24 protein-coding genes are annotated in these 21,926 nt (G+C 68.0%); 6 read left to right on the top strand and 18 right to left on the bottom strand.

The genetic code is table 11. The annotated features are described in order from the left end of the window. Positions 1-353: 353 nt before the first annotated feature. Genes EJK15_RS54500 through EJK15_RS54485 form a run of 4 tightly spaced genes read right to left on the bottom strand, consistent with a single transcriptional unit; the run spans position 354 to position 1,712 of the window. Positions 354-737 carry a hypothetical protein gene (locus tag EJK15_RS54500; protein WP_138718336.1) on the bottom strand — a complete coding sequence of 128 codons (384 nt, stop codon included), beginning with the start codon at positions 735-737 and terminating at the stop codon, positions 354-356. After that, positions 734-985, bottom strand: a complete 252-nt coding sequence (locus EJK15_RS54495; RefSeq protein WP_138718335.1) for a hypothetical protein — start codon at positions 983-985, stop codon at positions 734-736. Before EJK15_RS54495 ends, EJK15_RS54500 begins: the two co-directional genes overlap by 4 nt. Next, on the bottom strand, positions 985-1,278 hold the full coding sequence (locus EJK15_RS54490; protein WP_138718334.1) for a hypothetical protein: 294 nt from the start codon (positions 1,276-1,278) through the stop codon (positions 985-987). Before EJK15_RS54490 ends, EJK15_RS54495 begins: the two co-directional genes overlap by 1 nt. Beyond that, entirely contained in the window at positions 1,275-1,712 is a 438-nt protein-coding gene (locus EJK15_RS54485) for a WhiB family transcriptional regulator (RefSeq protein WP_171075085.1), read from the bottom strand. Before EJK15_RS54485 ends, EJK15_RS54490 begins: the two co-directional genes overlap by 4 nt. Positions 1,713-2,161: 449 nt before the next feature. On the opposite strand from EJK15_RS54485, the gene EJK15_RS54480 reads away from it, so the two are divergent. From EJK15_RS54480 to EJK15_RS54470, 3 genes are all read left to right on the top strand, one after another. Next, positions 2,162-2,929: a GntR family transcriptional regulator gene (locus EJK15_RS54480; RefSeq protein WP_138718332.1), complete on the top strand. Its 768-nt coding sequence runs from the start codon at positions 2,162-2,164 to the stop codon at positions 2,927-2,929. Between the two features lie 185 nt (positions 2,930-3,114). Then, positions 3,115-4,356, top strand: coding sequence for a helix-turn-helix domain-containing protein (locus EJK15_RS54475; protein ID WP_206061709.1), 1,242 nt, complete (start codon positions 3,115-3,117; stop codon positions 4,354-4,356). A gap of 756 nt (positions 4,357-5,112) precedes the next feature. After that, positions 5,113-5,865: a GntR family transcriptional regulator gene (locus EJK15_RS54470; RefSeq protein ID WP_138718331.1), complete on the top strand. Its 753-nt coding sequence runs from the start codon at positions 5,113-5,115 to the stop codon at positions 5,863-5,865. Between the two features lie 156 nt (positions 5,866-6,021). Here the strand turns inward: EJK15_RS54470 and EJK15_RS78505 are convergent, their stop codons facing one another. The 12 genes from EJK15_RS78505 to EJK15_RS54410 form a co-directional block, all read right to left on the bottom strand. After that, the gene (locus EJK15_RS78505) at positions 6,022-6,813 is read right to left on the bottom strand and encodes a major capsid protein (RefSeq protein ID WP_476739207.1); all 792 of its coding nucleotides are present in this window, start codon (positions 6,811-6,813) and stop codon (positions 6,022-6,024) included. 302 nt (positions 6,814-7,115) lie between these two features. Beyond that, the gene (locus EJK15_RS54460; protein WP_138718330.1) at positions 7,116-8,852 is read right to left on the bottom strand and encodes a phage minor capsid protein; all 1,737 of its coding nucleotides are present in this window, start codon (positions 8,850-8,852) and stop codon (positions 7,116-7,118) included. Between the two features lie 6 nt (positions 8,853-8,858). Next, positions 8,859-10,433, bottom strand: a complete 1,575-nt coding sequence (locus tag EJK15_RS54455; protein ID WP_138718329.1) for a phage portal protein — start codon at positions 10,431-10,433, stop codon at positions 8,859-8,861. Positions 10,434-10,490: 57 nt separating this feature from the next. After that, positions 10,491-10,790: a hypothetical protein gene (locus EJK15_RS54450; RefSeq protein ID WP_138718328.1), complete on the bottom strand. Its 300-nt coding sequence runs from the start codon at positions 10,788-10,790 to the stop codon at positions 10,491-10,493. Positions 10,791-10,799: 9 nt separating this feature from the next. Next, positions 10,800-12,098: a hypothetical protein gene (locus EJK15_RS71725; RefSeq protein WP_171075084.1), complete on the bottom strand. Its 1,299-nt coding sequence runs from the start codon at positions 12,096-12,098 to the stop codon at positions 10,800-10,802. Between the two features lie 18 nt (positions 12,099-12,116). Continuing rightward, positions 12,117-12,599, bottom strand: a complete 483-nt coding sequence (locus EJK15_RS54440; RefSeq protein ID WP_138718327.1) for a hypothetical protein — start codon at positions 12,597-12,599, stop codon at positions 12,117-12,119. A 186-nt stretch (positions 12,600-12,785) separates the two neighbouring features. Next, the gene (locus tag EJK15_RS54435) at positions 12,786-14,081 is read right to left on the bottom strand and encodes a PBSX family phage terminase large subunit (protein ID WP_171075083.1); all 1,296 of its coding nucleotides are present in this window, start codon (positions 14,079-14,081) and stop codon (positions 12,786-12,788) included. After that, complete coding sequence (locus EJK15_RS54430) at positions 14,078-14,572, bottom strand: hypothetical protein (protein WP_138718326.1); 495 nt, start codon at positions 14,570-14,572, stop codon at positions 14,078-14,080. Before EJK15_RS54430 ends, EJK15_RS54435 begins: the two co-directional genes overlap by 4 nt. A gap of 47 nt (positions 14,573-14,619) precedes the next feature. Then, entirely contained in the window at positions 14,620-14,868 is a 249-nt protein-coding gene (locus EJK15_RS54425; protein ID WP_138718325.1) for a hypothetical protein, read from the bottom strand. 969 nt (positions 14,869-15,837) lie between these two features. Then, positions 15,838-16,149 (bottom strand): hypothetical protein, encoded by a 312-nt coding sequence (locus tag EJK15_RS54420; protein WP_138718324.1) that lies wholly within the window; start codon positions 16,147-16,149, stop codon positions 15,838-15,840. 247 nt (positions 16,150-16,396) lie between these two features. Next, positions 16,397-17,056: a hypothetical protein gene (locus EJK15_RS54415; RefSeq protein WP_138718323.1), complete on the bottom strand. Its 660-nt coding sequence runs from the start codon at positions 17,054-17,056 to the stop codon at positions 16,397-16,399. 131 nt (positions 17,057-17,187) lie between these two features. Further along, entirely contained in the window at positions 17,188-18,288 is a 1,101-nt protein-coding gene (locus EJK15_RS54410) for a GNAT family N-acetyltransferase (protein ID WP_138718322.1), read from the bottom strand. Positions 18,289-18,366: 78 nt separating this feature from the next. On the opposite strand from EJK15_RS54410, the gene EJK15_RS54405 reads away from it, so the two are divergent. Further along, the gene (locus EJK15_RS54405; protein ID WP_138718321.1) at positions 18,367-19,836 is read left to right on the top strand and encodes a pentapeptide repeat-containing protein; all 1,470 of its coding nucleotides are present in this window, start codon (positions 18,367-18,369) and stop codon (positions 19,834-19,836) included. 9 nt (positions 19,837-19,845) lie between these two features. On the opposite strand, the gene EJK15_RS54400 is transcribed toward EJK15_RS54405, so the two are convergent. Next, the gene (locus tag EJK15_RS54400) at positions 19,846-20,451 is read right to left on the bottom strand and encodes a ParB N-terminal domain-containing protein (protein WP_138718320.1); all 606 of its coding nucleotides are present in this window, start codon (positions 20,449-20,451) and stop codon (positions 19,846-19,848) included. On the opposite strand from EJK15_RS54400, the gene EJK15_RS54395 reads away from it, so the two are divergent. Together EJK15_RS54395 and EJK15_RS54390 are read left to right on the top strand one after the other, a co-directional pair. Then, on the top strand, positions 20,452-20,685 hold the full coding sequence (locus tag EJK15_RS54395; RefSeq protein WP_138718319.1) for a hypothetical protein: 234 nt from the start codon (positions 20,452-20,454) through the stop codon (positions 20,683-20,685). Positions 20,686-20,945: 260 nt separating this feature from the next. Continuing rightward, complete coding sequence (locus EJK15_RS54390; RefSeq protein WP_138718318.1) at positions 20,946-21,407, top strand: hypothetical protein; 462 nt, start codon at positions 20,946-20,948, stop codon at positions 21,405-21,407. A gap of 130 nt (positions 21,408-21,537) precedes the next feature. On the opposite strand, the gene EJK15_RS71720 is transcribed toward EJK15_RS54390, so the two are convergent. Continuing rightward, positions 21,538-21,693, bottom strand: coding sequence for a hypothetical protein (locus tag EJK15_RS71720; protein WP_171075082.1), 156 nt, complete (start codon positions 21,691-21,693; stop codon positions 21,538-21,540). Positions 21,694-21,926 lie beyond the last annotated feature (233 nt).

Raw genomic sequence — 21,926 nt, 5'->3', positions numbered from 1 at the left:
GAACCCTCCCAGGGAAAGGCGCGCTCTGGACCGGACCGATCGGCTGCGCTCTCAGCGCCTCGCAGAATCGGACATAACCGGACACGGCTTTGTCGCGAGACACACGCAGGACTACGGTAGAGATCACACACAGCCGCCCACCGCTACACAGCACTCGGGAGCGCCACGTGGCCCGCCGCAAATCCGCCGACCCACGCCAGGTCACCTTCCAACCCCCCGAGGAGAACAGCACCCGCTCGTTGGCGAAACCGCGAACACGCACCGAACGCCGTGGACTGGTCCGCGAGCGAGCCCTTGACGTAGAACTTCCTGAGCCGCCTCGGTGAGCGGCCGAGTGTCCCAGCGCTTGACCTTCACCAGCCGCGTGAAGAACCGCTTCGCGGAGGCGGCGGGTCGGTGCGGTTACGGCCCCAGTGCGGGTGCTGCTGAAAGACGCCGACCGCCAGACCGCCGTCACCTACGGCGTCCTGGTCCAGGCCGGATTCCTGGAGCGTGGTGGCGATCCCGATCACGGCCGCGCGCTCCGGCAGCCCCATGTCGGCGGCAACCCGGATCACTGCGGCGGCGTTGGCCGCCTGCTCGACGGTGAGGCCGAGGTCGCGGCGGGCCTTCTTGCTGATCTCGCAGACCGGCCCGGCCGCGCCGGCGCTCGCCTGGGAGCCGGGTTCGCAGCGGGATGCGGCGGCCATGGGGAGGGCCGCGATGACCACGGTGGCGAGGGTGATTTTCGCGATCATCGAGCGGCCCTCCCCTCTTCCAGGGAAGCCAGGTGGTCAGCTATCAGGACGGGGAGGTGGTCGGGCCTGCACAGGTGAGTGCGGTGGCGCTCGTCACGGAACCGGACGGCGATCATGCCAGTCCCGAGGTGGTGGCCAACGATCCTGTACGGTCTCGCGCGCCGGTACGACGCGGCGATCGCAATGAACGGGATGGCCAGGGTGACGGGCAGGCCAAGCGCGGAAAGGATCACGTCGAGCAGGTTCATCACGCACCCCCCGTGTGTGACTCGGCGTGCGCGTGCGCGTCGGCCAGCAAGCCGGGACGGCGGTGGGTGTGGCAGCCGAGGCAGTCGAACACCCCCGGGCCGTCGAGGCTGGGGCAGGAGTCGGCGGCGATGGCCGACCAGGTGACGACCGGGTCGGTGCCGATGGTGACCATCCGCTCGTGATGCGTGCGGGTGGCATCCGCGTGGTATGCCATCAGGTAGCAGGCCCCGCCGTCCGGGGCGTCGTGGTGGTCCTGAGCGACGTAGAGGGCATGGTGCGCGGTCATGATCATGCCGCCGCCCCCGCTTTCGCCGCCTCGGCCGTGGCGCGCTTGCGGTCGGCTTCGGCGCGGGCCTGCTCGGCTCGTTCCATGCGGCCGGTGATGATCCGGTCGGCCAGCTTGGCGACGATCGGGCGGCGCGCACGGTCCGACATGCCACCGCGGGTGCCGCTGACCACCGAGTTGCGGATACGGGTGTCGGTGCCACCCTTGTCGGCCAGGACGATCGCCTCGTCGATGATGGCGACGGTCCCGCAGTCCGTCTGGATCGGGCAACCTCGGCAGAGAGCGCGAGCGTCCTCCTGAGTGACGCTCTCGTCCCAGAGGGAGGGGTCAGGAGCGCAAGGCCGCTCGGGGTTGGTGAGGTGGGAGAGGCGGATGTGTCGCTCGTAGCGGAGCCGCATGTCCAGCGGCAGACGCAACCGAGGGACGGCCTGGTGGTTCACGCCATGAGGGCGTGATGCAATGATGGACGACATCAGGCGGTTACCTTTCGCGAGGAGAGCCTGATACGGCGGCCTCTGGTGGTTACGACACCGGAGGCCGTCTTGCATTTGGTGCGGTGATGCTGCGGAGGCTGGGCCTGGTGGTTACGACACCGGGAGCCCCCGTCTCGCTAGGGGTTGTTCGCGGATCGCCCGTCGCGTCCGCACATCCAGCACGCTGGCGAGTCGAACGCTTTCCAAGTCACCTGGCAGTGGGGACAGCCGAGGTGGCCCAGCGGTAGCCCGGTGGTGGCGTTGATCGTGATGTTGGAGCACGCCACATCCGAAAGTGATCTAGACATGCGATCCACATTTTCAGAATGAGCCCTACCCCACCTACTGTCAATAGTGAATCGCAAGACTAGACTTGTGGATCTACGCATTGCCCGAATGAGCCGGAGACCACCACCATGGCCACCACCCAATACGGGAAGATCGCCGCCGACCTGCGTCGGCGCATCAAGAACGGCGAATGGGCGCCGGGCACGCCACTGCCCACCCAAACCGAACTGTGCGCCGAGTACGACGTGGCCCGCGCCACCATGAGCGCCGCCCTTAAACAGCTCCGAGGGGAACGCCTCGTCACCGGAGTACGCGGCCAAGGCGTCTTTGTCCTCAACTGGAAACCCGTCCGAGTGCCCCTGTCCCGCTACAACGCCGTCCTCGAACCCGGCGGCCAGCTCGGGCCATGGGAGACCGCCTGCCAGCAGGCCGGAGTGACCGGTTCCATGGTGACCATCGAGGTTGCCCGAGAGCCAGCGGACGCCGACGTGGCCGAAGCGCTCGGCCTGGCCGAGGGCATCGACACCGTGGTCCGCCGATCCCGGCACGCCACCCTGAACGACAACACCTGCCAAATCCACACCGCCCACTACCCCGCCCAGCTCGTGGACGGCACCCCGCTGGCCGGGGAGGAGAAGGTCGTCGGCGGCGTGTACGGAGCGATGCGCGCGGCCGGGATCATCCCAACGACGGCGGACGAGTCGCTGTCCGCGCGGCCGGCCACCGCCGAGGAGTCGGCCGAGCTGACACTGACCCCCGGCGCCCCGGTGCTGACGCTGGACCGGCTCACCCGCGACCAGGAAGGCCGCCGGGTGGAGTGGCTGCGCATGGTGATCGACCCGACCCGCGTGGTGGTGGAGTACGACGGGCTGCCGCTCAACCGCTCCGGCAGCTAAATGCCGCCGGAGGACTAACGCTTGGGGGGAACGAGCGCGGTCCATGCCATGACATTCCACCCGCACACGACCCGCTGCCTAGACGACAACCACGATGTCGTCTAGTTGTCGTCCTCCATGATCTCGACGGATGTAGCACATTGGGGTACAACACCGTCTGGACTCCCCGCCACAGGAGGCACCACATGGACGACCGCCCCGCATGGGCACGGCGCATCCGCGCTGAACGCCTCGCGCGAGGATGGACCCAGGACGATGCCGTCCACGCTCTGGCCGCCCACACGACCGAGCCGCTGCCTGACTTCACGTCGCTGAAGAGGTCGTGGCAGCGGTGGGAGTCCGGCGAGACCCATCCCGATCACTTCTACGCGCCCCTGATCGCCCAGACGTTCGGCAACGTCACAGCCGCCATGTTCCCCCTCGCGCCACGGGGCCACGGGCGGGACAAGGCCGCGGCCGAGCTGGACACGCTGGAGATCATCACCCGGTTGCGTGCGTCCACCATCGATGACGCCACGATCGACGGCCTCCACATCACCGTGGACCAGCTCTGCTCCGACTACCCGCACCTGCCCGCCGGGCAGCTCCTCGTCGAGGGCCGCCAGTGGCTCGCCCGCCTGACGACTGTGCTCGACCACCGGCTCACCCTCAAGCAGCACCGCGACGTGCTCAGCCTCGCCGGGTGGCTCGCGCTCCTGGTCGGCTGCGTCGAAGCCGACGCTGGTGACGAGCGGGCCGCCGAAGCGACCCGGCAGGCCGCGCTGTCGATGGGTCTCGAGGCCGACAACGGCGGTATCCAGGCGTGGGCGCACGAGATGGCCGCGTGGTTCGCGCTGACCCGCGGCGACTACCGCAGCGTGATCGCCGCTTCCGACCGGGGCCTGGCCGTCGCCGGCGGGCTCGGGGTGGCGGTGCAGCTGTATGCGCAGAAGGCGAAGGCGTGGGCGCGGGTCGGCGATCGGCGGCAGGTTGAGGTTGCGCTCGATCAGGGCCGAAAGGTCCTGGAAAGTCTGCCGGTGCCGGACAACCTGGACAACCACTTCAACATCGACCCGTTGAAGTACGACTTCTACAGCATGGACGCCTACCGCATCCTCGGTGAGAACGAGCGCGCCGAGCTGTACGCGGGCGAGGTGATCCGGGCGCACACGAGCGCGGACGGCGAGGAGCTGGCGCCGATGCGGATCTCGGAGGCGCGGCTGACGCTCGGCGTGATCGCTGCCCGGCGCGGCGACGTCGAGCAGGCAGTGGGCTACGGCCGCCGGTCGCTCCAGGCCCAGCGCAGATCTGTCCCGCACCTGATCATGTCGTCGCGGGAACTGGTCCGGGCAGTGGGAGGCCAGCACGCCGACCAGCCGGAGGTGCGCGCCTACCTCGACGAGCTGCGCGACCTCACCTCCAGTCACACGACCGGGCAACTGGTGTGATCATGACGGAGATCGAGGAACCCGATGTCGGCAGTGTGGTGGCGGTCAACTCACCGCAGAGCACGCTGACGCGATCAGAGATCTAGGCGCGGATCCGTGGCTTCAGCGGTGGGCATTTCCACCCCAGAGGGGGAAGGGGTTCTACCGGGTGTCACAAAGGGGCACCCGGCGGCGGGGATGTATTGCAAGCTCGCAGTGGACCCCATTGGGGGGCTTGGCCTGCGGCGTCATAATCTGAACCCTTGCGGGCCTCCTACCGGCAGGAATAACCGCCCGTACCGGGTAGGAGGCCCGCTCCGCCCTAGTGGGCGGATCGATCGATCACCGACCAGACCAGCCAGGCCAGCCAGCCGATGAACCGTACGGCCGCGAGGCCGTTACGAATCCATCGGCTGCGTCGATGCCGATCGTACGGACAGGGCTCCGTCACGGGAGCGCACCTCCTCTCCCCGGTCGCCGGCCCCGGTGCCGAGGCCGTCCGCCGGTACCGCCCGGACGTCCGCACACGGCGGCCAGGAATGAAAGGTGCTGTCCTGTCCGAGGGTGACAGTAGGGCATCACCCTGCCACCTGCTGAACGCGATCGGTTACCAGGAGAGGTTCGCTACCATCTGGTGTAAAACCTCTGCCACCGAGATTTGAACCAGGGAGCGGGGCATGTTGGTGACGTCGGCGTGTCCGATGTGTGAGCAGTCGCCAGCCGCGTGAAGTTGCGGAACCCAGTAGACAACCCGCTTTTGATACGTATCATAAAGGCATGCCTGCCCGAACTGTCCGCTACCCCGAGATCGCCGACGACCTACGCGTCAAGATCCTCGACGGGACCTACCCGCCCGGCACCTACCTGCCCAGTGCCAAGGAGCTGATGGTCCGATACGTCATCGGATCGCGGACCACCCTAGACAACGTCTACAAGACCCTCACCGCCGAGGGACTGATCCGCCGCGTCCCCCGCTACGGCATGCTCGTCCTGGACCCAACCCCGCCGGTCGTGGACCTGATCCTGTACAACCCGCACGGGCACGGCCCGCTCCCCTGGTCCGAGTGCTGCAAGATCGCCGGGGTCGAGGGCCGCATGGTCACCAACGGCATCACGTCCAAGGGCGCGGACGAGGAGGTGGCCGCGCTGCTCGGCATCGACGCTCACACCGCGGTCGTGGTCCGGGGCCGGACCGCCACCATCGGCGACACTCCCGTCCGGCTGGATGAGGCGATCTATCCGCGCGACCTGGTCGAGGGCACCCCGATCGCGACCGACCACAAGGTGCCGGGCGGCATCTACGCCACACTGGCCCAGGCCGGCCACGCCCCCGCGGCGGTCGCCCGCCGGACGGTCGGGGCGCGGCTCTCGACCGATGACGAGGCGAAGCGGCTCAAGCTCGCGGCCGGGGCGTACGTGCTGACCGCAGACCAGGTCATCGCGGACGAGCGCGGCCGGGCGGTCGAGCTGCTGCGCATCGTCGCCAACCCCAACCGCGTCCGGTTCGTCGAACAGGAACTCGCGCTGTAGAACGCCGACCTCAATTGAGGTCGGCATGCACTACGTCCCAGAGGGTACTGTCACGAGTGCGCCAGATACCCGGTGCCGGAGGCACCCTCCGCGTCGAATCGATAACCGAGGCCGCCGTTCGCGCGTGTGAGCGTGAGAGTGGTGTTGTCGATGCATTTATCCAAGCCGGATCTCAAAGACTCCCTGACTGTGATCTGGGATTCTCCCGCGTCGGTCAGGTTTAGAACGCCGCTGCATCCAAGCGAATAGTTGACTGTGCCTACATACGACCCCGTGGATCAGGACCGCCCTGTTCGGGTCGAGCGTCTTGACCCCGTACAAGGTGTCGATGCTGACCACATCCTGCTTTTTGGCCTGGTCATAGCCCATGACCACCCTCAACGCGAACCCCTTGTAGCTCTCCACGTGAGCGTTGGCCGCGCCTTGCGGCAGCACCAGCGGCCTCGTCACCAGGGCGAACGCGGTCCGGTGGAACGCGACGCCGATCTCTGTGTTCGGCTGGCCGGTCGTGGGTGTGGTCGCCGGGCCGGTGATGTTCTGCGTCTGGTAACCGTCGTGACCAAAGATCCGGCGGCCCAGGTTCGCTTCCCTCAAGCCTTCCGTGTCACCTCTCGTGTCCGCCTGATGAAAAAGCGGGTCGCCGAGCCACTGCGCCTCGATCTCCGGCCCGACCACGACATTCCGGTCCGTGGGCGGCACGTTCCGCTGGTTGAGCACCCTGCGCGCGTCGATCACCACGCGCGGGTTGTCCCAGTTCCATTCGTTGGTGCCGGTCACGCCGGTCACCGTCGTCCCGGCCTTGCCCGTACGCTGCACGATGTCGCTGCGCAGGGTCAGGATGTCGCGGTCGATCTTCTGCGAGATGGCCTCGACCGCGGGTGCCAGGAGTTGGGCGTTGAAGTCGATGATGTCCAGCGTGAGCTCCTCCGACGTCACGGCGAAGGACACGTCCACGAACTTGTCGAGCGTGATCGGGATGCTGCCCTCGGTCGCGTTCTGGATCACGATGCCCGTCGTCCGGTTGAACGGGAGGGCGTCGAACTTCGCGGGCTTCCTGATCGTGATCGTGTCGCCAATCCTGTTGACGAACTCTTCCTCATAGAGTCGCGGTGCACGAGTTGGCTCATGACCGTGGTTTCGTAGAGGTTCGCCAACGCCTGACGGGCGATGATCGACGGGGTCAGAAAAGTGTTCGGCATCGGGCCTTACTCCCTGCGTGGATGAGCCGTTGGCGGAACCGCCAACAGCCGCTAGGACGACTTCTCCTTCGCCGCCGCGCGGCTCTTACGAAAGTCGTCGATGGTCGGCTCGGAGCCCGTGGGACGCGCGCCAGGCCCGCCGGCGAACTCCCCTCCGCTCCGCGTGGGCGTCGCCGTCAGGGCGGCAGCCTTGTACTTGGGGTTTTCATCGATTGCGAGCTGGATGAGATCGCCGAGCTTCGTCGAGAAGTCGTCGGCGTCGGGGTCCAAGTCGCGGATCTTGCGGAGGAACGTCCTGCTGTCGAGCAGCGCGGTGGAATCAGCCCCGAGATTGCCGCGGTCCTCGGCGGTGTCGTCTGCCTGCCACGACCACGTCGGGTTCTGCTCGCGGCTGTCGAGCTCGGCGAGCAGCCGTTCGAGGGCGACGTTGTCTCCGGCTTCGGAGAAGCGCCGCACCAGGTCCATGACCTGGTCGTCGGAGGCGTTGGCGAACTCGGCGGGCAGTTCGGCGACCGCCTCCCGCACCCTCGTCTCGCGGTCGCGTTCGCGGTCGTTGTCGCGCCGCTCCAACTCGCTCGTGATGCGCTTGACGGCGGACTCGTCGTTGGCCCACCGGCCGAGCAGCGCGGCGAGGTCCTCGTCCGGCAGCTTGTCCAGTTCGCGGGGGATGGTGTCCTGGCGTTGCCGGTCGGTGCGGGCGGGGATGCCCGACTGCTTGGCGTGCTCGCGGATCTGCTTGGTGAGCCGGTCGGCGCGGGCGGCCGCCGCTCGGCGCTGCTCTGGCTCCAGCGCGACCGCCGCCTGCCGCTTCGCCGAGCGGAGGTCGGATTCGAGTCGGCGCATCTTCTGCGCCGCCGGATAGGTGCCGCGATGCGGGGCCGGCCTCGGGGGTCGGGTCGCGCCCGGCCGGTAGGCGCCGAGCGTGTGACCGCACCCCGGATGCAGGAGGCCGGCGGCGCGGGCCTGCGCGACGGTGCCCTCCACGAGCACGTCCACCATGTCGTCGGAGACGGCGGACTCGGCTTGCCGCCACCCGATCGGCCCCTCCTGCGACAGGATCTTGCCTTCCCAGCGGGCGCACCGCGAGCAGGTGTACGGCAGACGGCTCACGATGACAAGGTCGATCCCGTTCTCGGCGAGGGTGGCCAGGTGGCCGTCCGTCGCAGCTTGCGCCATCGCCGTGCGCGTCGCCATCTCAGCGTACGCGGTCACCGACCAGACGCGGCCCGCGGTGTCGGTGAACCCGGTGATGCCTCGGCGGGCGACCTGGTCCAGGAGCCGGGCCTGGGCCTGGCGGCGGGAGATCGCGCCGGTGAGCGCCTGCGCGGCCATCTGGTTGACGATCTGTTGGAACATGAACTCAGGCGCAGACCGCATGCCCGGCGTGGTGGAGGCGACCAGGCGCACGGCACGACGGGCGATCTCGATGACGCCCTGCCCCTGCGGGATGCCGCGACGGGAGCCGAGGTGTTCCAAGCCGGCGACGGCGCGGGCGGCTCCGCGCCGCCACGCGCTGTTGACGCCGTTCGTGACCAGCCGCTCAGACAGGCGTTCCAGACGGCGCACCACCCTGTCGGCCTCCCGGCGGAGGTCGCGCAGTTCGGCGAAGCGCGGCCCCGCGTACTCCGGCTCACCCTCACGCTTCGCCAGAGCCTCCGACACGACCTTGAGGAGTTCGCGTTCGGCGTCCCAGTAGATCGCGGCCACGGCCCGCGCGTGCTCGAGCGCCGCCTCGATCTGGGCGGCTTCCTGCGGCGCGGCCGGGAGCGCCAGCGTCGGCACACTCACCGGCTGCTACTCGTCGTCGCCGGTGCCGGGCACGAGCACGTCGCCGAGCGTGTCGGGGTCGGGCACGTTCAACCCGAGTTCGTCGCGCATGCGATTCTTCTCCTCGCGCACCTGGTCGTCGTCCCACTCCGGGTGCACCGTGCGGATCTTCGTCTCCAGCGACATGGCCTGCGCCCGGTTGAACAGCTCCACGGTCCGGCCGAGTGCTTCGGGGTCCGGCTGGACGCCGTCAGGCCAGTGCACCTCGACCTTGTCCACCGCGACCTTGCGGCCGAACACCTCGCGGTCGATGGACAGCAGCACGTCCGGCCCCCACTGGAGGGTGGGGTTCCAGTAGCCGGTCTTCCGGCCGCGCGTCGAGAACGACTTGCGTTCGCGGGCGTGAACCTCGGTCGCGGTGATCTGCTGCCCTGATCCGTCCGACTCCCCGAAGCTCTGCGCGCTGTAACCTGCGCCCCGGAAGATCTGGGCGGCGAGTGCCTTCCCTGCGTCCACGTGCTCCTTGACCCGGATGGCGAACTGCGTGATCGTCAACATGCTGTTGGCTTGGGCGCCGGGCGGCGGCAGCATGCCGAGCCCCGAGTAGATCTCCCGGTCCGGATCCCACGAGCTGCCGTTCCCTCGCCCGAGGGAGTCGAGGAAGATATCGGGAACGATCACTCTTCCCTTGCCAAGCCGGATGTCCCGCAGCAACGACGTCCACACCTCGTCGAGTGCGTCCATCAGGTGCTCGACACCCTGGTAGTCGGAGCGTCCCAGGCTGGTGCCCCTGATCAACCGATGGGGCCTCATATTCGGGATGTAGCTGACGAGCAGGCCGCGCGGGTACCGCGAATCGAACCCGCCGTGCTCGTCCACCTGGTCGGCGTAGATGGCGGTCTCCGGGTGGTCCTCCAGCGGCACCTGCTTGCCGAGCCGGTCCGGTGTCCCCAGGTACAAGCCGTGCAGCACCCGGCCGCGCTCGTGCCGTTCCAGGTGGCGCCACACCTGCCGGTCGCTGTCCTCGTGCAGCACCCGCCAGAACGTCACCGCCGAGAGCTTGCCGTACCGGAACTCGGGCACCGCGGCGTCAGGCGGCAGCACGCTCATGACCGGGTGGTCGTACATCTCCGTGTCCCACCCCGCGCGCAGGTAGCTGCCGCCGTACGCGGATCCGATCTCGGCGGACTCCAGCAGCGCGCCGTAGATCCCGGCCTCGTGCATGATCTTGTCGAGGCGCTGCTGCGATTTCTTGCCCGCGATCCTCAGCGTGGGCGGCTCCGAGAACAGCAGGTCAGCGGACGTCGCGGAGATGTCCCCGGCGATCGGCACGTGCAGCTTCGTCGATCGGACCTGACCGAGCGGCACCGGCGTCCCCCAGAACCACCGCGCCGCACGCTGAATCCAGCCCGTGAAGCCCTTGCTCGGCCGGTCCCACCCCTTGGGGTCCAGGCCGATGCCGTGCATCATCCCGGTCGCGCCGTACACGTCGGCCAGCCGCTCCGGGTCGCCCGCGTACCAGGCTCCCCACTCGTCATACAGCCGCATCTCGCGCCGGATGTGCGGCGGCGGCCACTCCTGGTCGTGGTCAGGCAGCGGCATGGTCTCGCCTCACTCTGTTCTCGAAGGGACGCAAGATGGTGTCGGCGGCGCGCGGGGTTAGATGACGTCGATCAGCCCGGCCGGAAGCACCGGCAGTTGAGGCGGTGCGGTCACGCGCACCCACGCCTGGTAGGTGCCGTCCGGCAGCACGACCGTCCCGCCAGGGCCGAACAGGATGCGCGCGGTCGCGCCCCGCGCGCTGGCCGAACCCGGCGCCCACTCGGCCGGCTTCCAGTCGGCGGCGGCCGGTTCGACACCGGGCTCGGTGAACGCGGCCTCGACGGTTTCGGTGCCGGACGCGCCGCGCACCCAGAACGGGAGCCACTCCAGCGACAGCGACGAGATCGTTTCTGCCATCACGGCTCCTTACGTGCGCGATGCGGACCAGGTACGGCGGGGCGGGTCAGCGCTCCACTGGCGCCGCGTCTGGGTGGCGCTCCACGTCCGGTGCGGCCCGTCCACGCCCGTGACGTCGTGGCCGAGCAGCCTGAGCGGCCGGGCCTGGTCACCTTCGGTGACGGGGCCGACTTTGCGGATCTTGCGGCGGCCGACGGCCACCGTCAGGTCGCCTTCGGTGGCCGGGCCGATCGTCCAGGAACGGGCCGGCCGGACCGCGAGGGCCATGCTCGTGTCGAGGACCTGCCCAAGGAGCCGCACCTTGCGCGGTGTGATCGGCAGCGCCTGGTCGGCCTCCCCGGTCGTGCCGATGAACGTCCCGTTGGACACCGGGTGCGCCTGGTTAGTCTCGGCGGCCTGCCCGACAAGGAGGCGGTGCGCGGGTGTGACCGTGACCGCTGTGTCGGACTCGTGCGCGGCCCCGAAGGTGCGGACCTTCCGCGCCACGACCGGCACCGCTGTCGCGGATTCGACCACCTGGCCGAGTGTGCGCCGTTTGACCGGCCGGATCGCCGCCGCCGTCTCCAGGGACGCGGGCTGCCCGGTCGTACGCCGCTTTCTCCTGGCCACGGGGAGCGCCTGCTCAGCAGTACCAGCGGGTTGCACAACCATGGTCGGGTTGGCCGGGTACGCCGGGCCGAGTTTTCCCTGATCGGTGACCGCGAAGTCGTCGCACGTCAGCGTGACTCCGGGCATGTAGACGAACGCGGCCTCGTTGATGAGCGCGGTACCGGTGTTGACACCTGTGGCGCTCGCTTGCAGGGTTGTGGCCGCAGCCTCGACCGACTGGTACACCCACAGATTGACGGCACCGTTCGACGAGGTGGTGCCGACCAGCACCCGCAGTTCGAGCCGCACCCACTGGCCCGCCGTAACCGATGCCGGGACGGAGCACAGAATGGGGTCGCTGATGTCCACGCGGTAGGCGATCGTCCCGCTCGGGCTGACTGTCAGCCGCCCCACGGCGGTGGGTGAGCCGCTGGTCGGCTGGAAGTTCAGCTCAAGGAACCAGTCCTCGCTTGCCGGGAGTGACGCGAGCTGGACGTAGCCGCGTACCCACATCTCGCGCCCGGCCGTGACGATGTTCTGCCACGTCACCGTGTCGGGGTCGTTGAGTAGAGCGGCAAGCGGTGCCCGGGTTCCCGTGGCGGCGACGTAGGTGGGGGATCCGTTGACCGATTGGAACGCGTCTCCGGAGCTTCCCCCCGAGTTCGCTGTGGTGACCGACGTTCCGGCTGTGCCCCCGTTGAAGGAGTTCCTCCGCAGCATGCCGCCCCCTGGGCCTGGTTAGACGGGGGTGGCGCGGAAGAAGCCCGCGACGGCGATCTGCGCGACGATGTCGGTCCCGTCCGGTGTGATCGCGAAGTCGTGGCAGGTGAGCGGCATGATCTGCGCGTCCGTGGAGCCCGCGGCGGGCTTGTAGCAGACGACGAGCTTGGACCAGCCGCCCGAGGCGGCGAGCACGCTCGTCCAGGTCTGGTCGGGGATGTCGAGGTCGGTCCGGTCGTTGGCGTCGTCCGGGGCGATCGGGTTGAGGTCGGCGGCCACCAGCGTCTTGCGGGCGTAGCCGTTGCCGACCGGCACCTCGTTGGTGGAGCCCGACACCAGGTCGGCCAGGGTGTCCTTGTCGCGCAGCACTGCGTCGCTCTCCAGGCCCGCGGTCGCGAGCGCGGCGATGACCAGCGTGGACCCGGCCGGGTCGCCGGTCTTGACGCGGTGGAGCAGCTCGACGCTCCTGCCGAGCGCGATGTTGAACGTGAAGTCGGCCACGATCGTTCTCCCTCAAAGGTCAGGGGTGGGGTCCAGCGGCGCGGGCCGGCCTTCGTGCTGCCCCTCAACAGCCGAAGGGCGCGGCCCGCGTCGGGCGCTCGACGCGCGTACGGGGAAGCCGCGCGGAGCAGACGCGCCCCCGGCGGGCCGGCCGCCACAACTGGCCCGCGTGGGGGCGCGCGTCTACTAGTAGGAAGGGACGGGTTCGAGGAGCCTCATCCACGCCGCCTGAGTGGTGTGAAGTCCGTACCGGAGGGCATCGACGCTGTGGTCGTGTTCCTTGACGGGCGCGTCCTCGCCGCGTTCGGCCTTGCGGTCGTCCCAGGCGTAGCCGACGATCTCATCGAGGAGGTCGCGGCAGGACGCGTGGACCCGCAGATGGTCGGCGGCCATGAGATTGGACACGGTGCGGATGCCGTCGAGCACACTGTTGTCGCCTTGCTGGGGCCGGAACCCGTCATGGTGCAGCTGCGTCACAAACGAGGCAGCGGACGGGTCCACGATCATCCACGCTGGCCGGACCCCGCGCGTGCCCGGCCCGTAGGTGTCCGGGATGCCGTCCAGCCACTCCCCCAGCCGCATCGAGTACTCGGCGTCGGTTAGCTGCCTGCGCTGCACCCGGGAGTCCCACCGCCATTCGGCGGCGACGTAGATGCGGCGCTGCCCCTCGGTGTCGGGGACGGACACGCCGATGAGGACGGCGTCGAACGGGTTCGCGGTCCCGTAGTCAATGCCGAGCGCGAGCCACTTCTCCATCAACGGCAGGGTGGTGACGACGTGCCGGTCCTCATCGAACATGTCGAAGATGGCGCCCTCGGCCATCACCCAGGCGCCCAGCACGAACCGCTTGTACCAGAGCCCGGTGTACTCCTTCTTCAACGCCTTGACGTACGCCGGGTCCAGCGCGTGATTGTCATCGAGGCGGAAGTGCCAGCTCCGGAGGTCGAGTTCGCCGGCCCGGTCGAGGAAGTCGCGCTTCAGCCAGTGGCTGGGGCTGTCGGGGTTGGTGGAGCCGAACAGCTTCGCCCCCGGCACGCTGAGGCGGGACAGGAGCATGTCCCAGAAGGGGCGTTCGAGCAGCGTGATTTCGTCCACGTACGCGCCGACCGCCGTCATGCCGCGCAGCCGGGTTTCGGCGCGGGCGTCCGCGCACGAGATGATCTCGACCTTCCGCCCGAGGATCACGGCGGTAGGGGCGCCGCGCGTGTACGAGATCCTTGCCGCGAGCGGGCCCGTGATGGCAGGGTCCATGAGCGGATCAAAGATGTTCCGGCTGATCGTGTCGGCCGTCTTACCGACGACGATGAGCACGCCCCCGCGGGGCGCGTTCGCCACGAACGCCAGCCACCTGATCAGCGAGGCGATGGTCTTCCCCGATCTGATCGCCCCCTGCCAGATGTTCAGCCGCGCGTTCGATTCGGCGATGCTGCGTTCCTGCTTGGGCGACAGCCGGACCGCCAGGCCCAGGGCGCCGCCGCTCATGCTTCCCCGCCGGCGTCGTCGTACAACACCTCGCCCGTGACGACCTCGGCCGCCGTGATGGCGTCCATGTCCGGGTCCGCCACCTGGTAGCGCTGCTGAAGCTGGGCCAGCATGGTGCCGAGCACGGACGCCATGTCGTTGTCCGGATGGCCGTTGCGGTTGATCTGATCCAGGCCCAGCAGCGACGCCCGCTTATTGACGATCTTCAAGCAGGCTTCGGCCGCCTGCACCTCACCCTTGAGCACGCGCGGCCACAGCGCGGCCATCATCCGGTCCAGGCGGCCGATCTCCAGATGGAGGAGATGCTCGGCCGCCATGCTCTCCGCTTTGGCTGCCCGCTTGAGTGCGGCGGTGATGTCGGCGTTGACCGCCTGCGGGCTGTTGTAGTCCAGCCGCTCCGCGATCAGGGTCGGGGACACTCCGGCGATCCGCATCTGAAGCGCCTGGTTACGCCGCTGGGCGATCTCCAGCTTGCGCCTGTCGTCGGCCATCGCCCCGGACTCACCCCCGCTGTTCTGTTGTCGGTTCCGCCAACGAACTACATACCGCCGTTCACCGGCTCGGCCGGAGTGTCGAACGGCACATGATCCACGATCTCGGGCAGGTCCGGCTCGACGATCTCCACCGTCTCCGGAGTGACCCACACGCCGCGGGCTCCGATCTGCTCGGCCCACACCGCCAACGAGGGCATCGACCTGCCGTCCCCCTCCGGCGGGGCCTGGTCCACGATGAGCGCGAACGGCTCCTCGCTGACCCTGCCGAGTCCCATCAACGGCAGCCGCAACACCGCGGCTCCGACAAGAAACGCATTGTTTGCCTGCCCAAAGAGGGCTGCCAAACAATCTGGCCGCCAGGACCCTGGTTGCACAGGCCGCCGGTGAGGAGCGATCCGGGGACCGCTTTCTGCCGGGGAACCGCTGAGAGCCGGGCGTACGCCTGCCTGGACTCAACGCATCCTCAACAGAATCTCCACATGCCACGGGCGATAGTGCAGACATCCATCGATCTCCGAAAGGAGCAACACATGCGACAAGGGATCAAGTCTCTTGGGTTGGCCTCGGGACTGGTCACGGCGATGGCGGCCGTTTCTCTCCTGAGCGGACCGGGCTACGCGGCTGCGGCCACCACCACGGCTGCAGCGTCCATGTCAGTTCCCTCGTGCGTCCAGTGGAACCGGTGGAATTCCGGTACGGGCGCCCACGTGAACGTTTGGAACAGATGCAAGTACCCAGTACGACTCAAGGTCGTGATCGCCTGGGGGCCGGACAGCCCCTGCGTCAGACTTCGCAGCTACCAAACGGTCCACTGGAAGTGGGCTCGCTTCAGCCATCAGCGTTTCGACGGTGTCAAGAGCTGCTGATCAAGGGGGCATGTCATCACCTTGGGGTGCCGCGAAGATACGGTCCTAGCCGAGACCTGGCCTGAGCAGCAGTGCGCCTGCCTTGGCGGCCTCCGCTCCGGCCCAAAGACGGCACCCCACCGGCAAACCAGGCACTACGCGATCCAACGGCTGGCGATCTTCATCGGAAGCGACACAAACCGTAAGCCGCTATGGCGCAAGCCGTCACCGCGCCCGACGGTGACCGTCATCGTGGGGGAGGACCTACTGCGCGAAGATGCGACGGCGGCCTGCTCGGCGCGTCCGGCACGGAAGTCCTGGCCGTGGGGTCCAGGGAGGGTCTACCACTTCGGCTCGTCGTAGAGTCGCGTCACCCCCGCAGCCTGTGGCGGTTTGAAGCCTCCCCGGCAGGCCGCACTACTCCCCCTCACCCTCGCCGCCGGCGACGGGCGTGAAGCTGCGCTGGAACACTGAGCGGGCCAGCTTCCAGAATGAGCCCGCGCCGTCGTGCACGATGAAGTCGCCCAGGCCGGCGCGCACCATCCCCTCCGGCGTCTGGAGGTCGATGTACTCGGCCGACCGGCCGCGCAGCGCGGGCCGTCCGACGATGCCGCCCAGTTTCGACTCCCGGTTGATCCAGGCGACGATGTCTTCGAGGTCGAGCCCGTTCACCTCGACCGCCTCGACGATGGTGTCGGTGGGCTCGTACTGCCGGATGTCCACAGCCATGATCATTTCTCCGTTCCCGCTGCTGCCCGGAGGCACTGACAGAATGAGTGCGTGACTGACCCGCTACGCCCTCTCACCGGCATCACCCCGGAAGGGATGGACCCGCTGTACCCGGTGATGATCGTCGCCACCACTACGGCGGCGGCTACGAAGGCGGCGCGTGGGCCGTGTTCCTCACGGATCGGTCAGCCCTGGCCATCATCAGGATGAAATGCGCTCCCTGAACTGTGTGAAAGTTGCTGACCAATCACGCACTCTGGGAGGGCAGCCCAAGTAACGCTTTCATGAGCTGCTCACAGGCAACCACGAAGTCTTGCGCAGACGTTGCGCTAGGTGTCTTCCCTGCTTCCATGAGCTTATCGAGGTCTTGCCGGAGTGCCGCCAACTCCACCCCGACGCGAAAGAAGTCAGCCGAAAGCCCTCTTGACTGAAGCTGAGCAAGGACCATGGCTACGTCACCGACGCTAAACGGCCCTGGGGGATGTTCAAGCCCAAACGCTCCCGCGCTGCGCTGAAAGAGGTCTTCTAGTTTGCTCCATGCCTCTAGCATCATGGCGACAGGGCGCACTCTGGCCATCCTCGTAGCCACTCGGGCCCATCCGGTCACATCTTCCTGATTCAATCCAAGCCGGTCCGAGATCTGCTCGGTGCCCGCATCCCCGTCGATCGTGTTGTCTTCTCCTCCGTCGCGGTCTGCGGCAGCGGTCCGGTCCGCCTCCACAGCCAAGACAGCGGCTTGTTCGGTTTCACGATCAAATCGCGCCGTGTATCCCTCTGGGGAGGTGATCTCGCTAAGTCGCCCCAGCAGGTTCCGAATCGCAGGCGCGAAGCGCAAGAGGGCCACAGCTACGATCAGGGGCCAGGCCAGCTCTTTGAGGTACTCCAACACTATCCGGGCGATCTCCACTGGATGATGATGCGGCAGCTGTGGGGATAAGCCAAGGTCTCATGCGAGATCGACCTCCTCCTCGGAGCACGGCGGCATGGTCGGCGTCGGCGACACCCCGGACGAGGCGCTGGCCAGCCTGCGCGGCAAGCTCACCTGACCCGCCGCGACGGCGCGACCGGTGGGATGTACTCGAAGCTGATGAGCCCGAGCCGGCGCGGGTCGAGCGTGTCCTTGTGCTGGTTCCGCCGCGTGGAGCTGGTGTGCAGCTTGGTGGCGCGGGCCTGCCGCTGCCACCGCGGGCTGCGGTCGCGGTAGGAGATGAGAGCCGGGTGGGACGACACGGACCGGTACCGGTAGCCCTGGTCGGCGAGGTGCTGCGCGACCCACTCCGACATGCGAGCGCCGATCGACAGCCCCTGAAAGTCAGGCAGCACGACGAGCCGGTGCTCCATCTTCATGTTCCGCACGCGCGGGTGCTGGAAGTGCCGGTACGCGAGGAACGCGACTGGCTGGCCGTCCACGTACCCGGCGACGCAATGCGCCGTGTTGCTGATCTCGGCGCTCAGATAGTGATGGTGGCGAAATACCTGCCAGAGGGAGCGGTCAGCAGCCCGGATGTCGAGTTGGAGCGTGGGCCGGGGTTGAACCGTCCTCCACGCAAACGAGGCGGTGGCCACGTCGTACACCCAGTCCGGCTGGAGCCAGTCGAGCACGTCGTAGTGGCAGGTGACGGCGACGAGCTGGCGGCCGCCCCGCCGGACCGCTTTCGCCACGGCGTGGCTCGCGACCTTGGCGACCTGGCGGTCCACCACGCTGGTGAACTCGTCCACGACCACCAGGCCCGACTGCTCGGCCAGCGCGCGGGCCATGCTCGCGCGGAACGCCTCCCCGTTCGACAGCGTCCGGTACGGTCTCAGCCACGCGGGCGGGCTCGAGAGTCCCACGGCGGTCAGCAGGCCGACGATGTCTTTGATGCCCATCCCCTTGGGGAAGTCGTCCACGAGCGCGCGGTCGCCCCAGGTGTGCGCCTCGACGAGCCGGCCCGGCCACAGCGCGCGGGCGATCGTGGTCTTCCCGGCACCGGACGGGCCGACGAGCAGACCCACATGCCAGGCGCGTTCCTCCACCGGGAGCACGGCCTGCCAGGAGGTGGTCAGCTTCTCCTCCAGCGGCACATCGAACATGCCCTGAAGCTGCAACACCCTGGCGGTACGTCGCACGGGGGTAGCGAGCGTGATGTCCGCGCGCACGAGTGCCTCCTACATTCGAAGTCACGATCACGTCACTCGACAGCCGCCCGTTGAGCTTTCTGCAGCATCATCGGACCCATGGCGAAAAGGCCCGTTTCGATCGTGATCGCCGGGGTCGGTGCAGCGCTGGTGGCATTGGTCGTCTGGGTGCTGGGGCCGGGCGCACGCTGGGTGCTGGAGCACGTGGACGGGGTGATGATCAGCGGACCGATGGGGTTGGCCGGTAAGGACTTGGCGGCGGCCGTGGACGCGGTGCGCGGCCGGGTGCTGGCCATCGCTACCGGCCTGGCTGCGCTGGTCGCGGTGATCTACGCGGCGCGCAACGCCGACACCGCCCGACGTACTTTCCAGCTCGGTGAGCGTGGTCATGTGACCGACCGCTACGGCAGGGCGGTCGAGCAGCTCGGCAGCGACCAGGCCCCGGTCCGACTCGGCGGCCTTTACGCACTGGAAGATCTGGCCCAGGCGACCCCCGAACTCCGGCAGACGATCGTGGCCGTCATCTGCGCGTACCTGAGGATGCCGTTCGCCATGCCCACGGACCGAACGACTCCCGACAAAGCCGCCGGACCGGACGCCCGTGATGATGGCGGCTCCACACCCGGTAGACACGATCCGCACGAGGAACTGCAGGTCCGCGTCACTGCCCAGCGCATCCTGACCGCTCACTTGCGCTACCAGCCTCCGCCGTCTAACCGCTGGTGGCAGTCCCGCGAAGCCGACGCCGACCTGCGGCACTGGCCCGATATCAACCTGGATCTCACGGGTGCCATGCTCGTCGATTTCGAGATGAGCAAATGTCAAGTCACTAGTGCCAACTTCACCGGAACGACCTTCACCGGCTGCACCGACTTCGAGCGGACGACCTTCTCCCGCTACGCCACGTTCGCCAAGGCGACCTTCACCGACCGCGCCGCCTTCCATAGGGCAGGTTTCGCCTGGGTCGTCTTCGACGGAGTGGCCTTCAACGACCGGGCAGAGTTCGGTGGAGTGGCCTTCGCTGGCGAGGCCGGATTCGTCGAGGCGGCCTTCACAAGCCGCGCAGATTTCGAGCGGGCGACTTTCACTGGGGTTGCCCTATTCGCCAAGGCGACCTTCAGGAGCGAGGCCGTGTTCGCCAGGGCAGCCTTCAACGACACCGCCGTCTACTCTGAGGCGGCTTTCGCCGACCGTGCCACCTTCCACGGGGTGGCCTTCACCAAGCACGCCGAATTCATCGAAGCGGCCTTCGCCAGCGAGGCCGTATTCGACGATGTGACCTTCACTCGTGAGGCCCAGTTCACCAGGGCGGCCTTCACCGACCACGCCGTCTCCTTCTACGGAGCGACTTTCACTAGCGACGCTTGGTTTACCGGGGCGACCGGCCTCGCGAACGCGCATCTGGACCGCGCGCGAGTACTACCCAGGGGCCTAGCGACTAGCCGAACGTGGCCGAAAGCTTGGGTAGAGGTGCCGGGCAGTGAAGGCGAAGGCGGATGGCTATGCCTGCGGACGGCGAGAGCCACGCGGCAGGAACCAGCAACGGCGGAGCCGGGGCGCCTGGGCTGAGGCCCTCATCTACATGAGGGCTCGGACGGAGTGGCCTTCCTCGGTCAGCCGCTCCAGGAGTTCGACCTGCTCGGCCTCCGACGCGCAGGTGACGACGACGCCCCACACAGTCGGCGGCTCCACCCGCTCGGCCGGCCCCGCACCCGTGACGGGGTTCGGCGGGGCTTGCTCGGGGTCGCGGGGCACCAGCTCGTCCAGGTCGGCCAGCTCGTCGCCGGTGTACCCGGCCGCGGCCAGCAGCGCCTCGTCGGCGTTCCCGATGTCCGTGAGCATGTCGGCGAGCATGCCGTGATCCCAGCCGCCCCGCTCGGTCAGCCGGTTCGCCGCCACCAGGTACGCCTCCGCGTCCGCGTCGGAGCGGGAGGTCCAGCCGCGCAGGATGGGCACCAGCCACGTTCCGTCGTCGCCGACGTGAACGCCTTCAGGCGGGGACTTGCCGTCGCCGGCCATCTCCTCCAGCACGTGCAGGCGCCCGTGTCCGGCGACGAGGCGGCCGGTGCGCTCGTCGAGTTCCCCGGCGAGGGTGCAGCCGAACGCCTCGATCGACCTGCGGATGGCTGGAAGGTCGTGCTCCTTGGGGTTCCGGACCGCGCGGGCGATCTCAGGGAGAGGCATGTGTTCGATACGGCGCATACGGGTCCTCGCTCTCGTGACGGATCGTGGACACCAGGCAGCCGAACCCCGTACGACGAGGGCGCGTTCCCGGTGCCGGTGCCGCCGTTGGTGACGTACACGCCGCCGGACGAGTTTCACGACCGGGCGGTGCTCCTGCTGGCGTGGCGGCGGATCGGCCTGAAGGAGTGGGAGGGCCTGGTGGTCGCTCGGCCCTCAACCCAGTGGAGTTACTAGCCAATCGCAGTAGCGCGATTCAACCGCTCGTTCGATGTACTGAGCCGCGGCTGCTGCGGCGTTCCTGACAACATCCCCGACACCGCTCGGATCGACGCGATCGCGCTGGCCGCTGGCCGCCGAGTTGAGCGAGTACTCGGCCCCTGGGGCGGCGGGATCTCTTCGCCCCGCAGGATTTCGTAGCTCGCTTGACAGATCCTCAACATGCCCCGGCTTACCTTTCTGCTCGCAAGGCAATCGACGGCGGAAGGGACCATCCCATGGCTTCAGTCACCAAGCGGATCATCACCTCCATCGGCATCGCCGGTGCCGCATCTATGCTGATCATCGCACCCAGTTCACCGGCGCACACGGCATCCTCCACGGCAACAGCGCTCGCCCCCGCTGCCCAAGCAGCGGACGCACGTGTGGGCAACGACACGGCGAAGGCCGCCCACAGAAAAGTCGTTTGGAAGCGCCGCAGCGGCTGCACTTGGCTGTTTGAAAGCAGCCATACCGGCGCCTTTACCAAAAAGGTCCAGGGGTCGTGCACAGGCCATTCATGGCTTTATGTGCAAACTACCACCGGCTGGAAGAGCGGCTGGATACACCGCAGCGGCAGCAATCAGGCCGGCTTTAGTATCCATGCGTATAGCAAAGAGCAGCGCAAGCGCATAGGCAAGGTCAAGTTCACCTGGCACAAGACCCAGCGTAACGAGACCGCTCAGCTCATCCAGCACTAGGGCCAGACCGCGCGTGGCGGTGCGCAGGTGCCGCCATGCTGCTCGCCGACCGCTTCCCCGCGTACACCATCACCCCGGAGCCGAAGCCCTGCGCGGCCGGTACAAGAAGGAGCCCCTCACAGTGACCCGGTCAGGCGTCGGGCTCGTCGTTCACGTCGGTCCCGCCGATGTCGGGTAGCTCGCAGATGCCGCAGTAGCCGCTGTCACCGGGCTGTGGCCAGAACGCCCGGCCGCAGGTGCAGGTGTGAGGGATCATGGGGAGTTCGTCTCCGGTTCGCAGGTCCATACCTGTGTCTTCCGGAGACGAGCGCGGAGTGCGACACGTGATCACCAAAATTTCGTGATCTTGTCGTGAGACAGGTGAGGCGCTGAGATCGACTCTCAGCGCCTCATGACAATCCCCTCGAACCGTTGAGACTCGGATAGATCATTTTCGGCTTTTAGGATCTTGCTCGGTTGTCGCCTCACGCGCCGCGCGCTCGCCGGGTCAGGCCTGGGCCTGACCGCTGTCGCTGAGCC

Source organism: Nonomuraea basaltis (assembly GCF_005893125.1).
In the GTDB taxonomy this organism is placed as follows: Bacteria; Actinomycetota; Actinomycetes; order Streptosporangiales; family Streptosporangiaceae; genus Nonomuraea; species Nonomuraea basaltis.
Note: the sequence above shows the minus strand (reverse complement) of the source record. Positions and strands in the feature narration are given on the sequence as shown.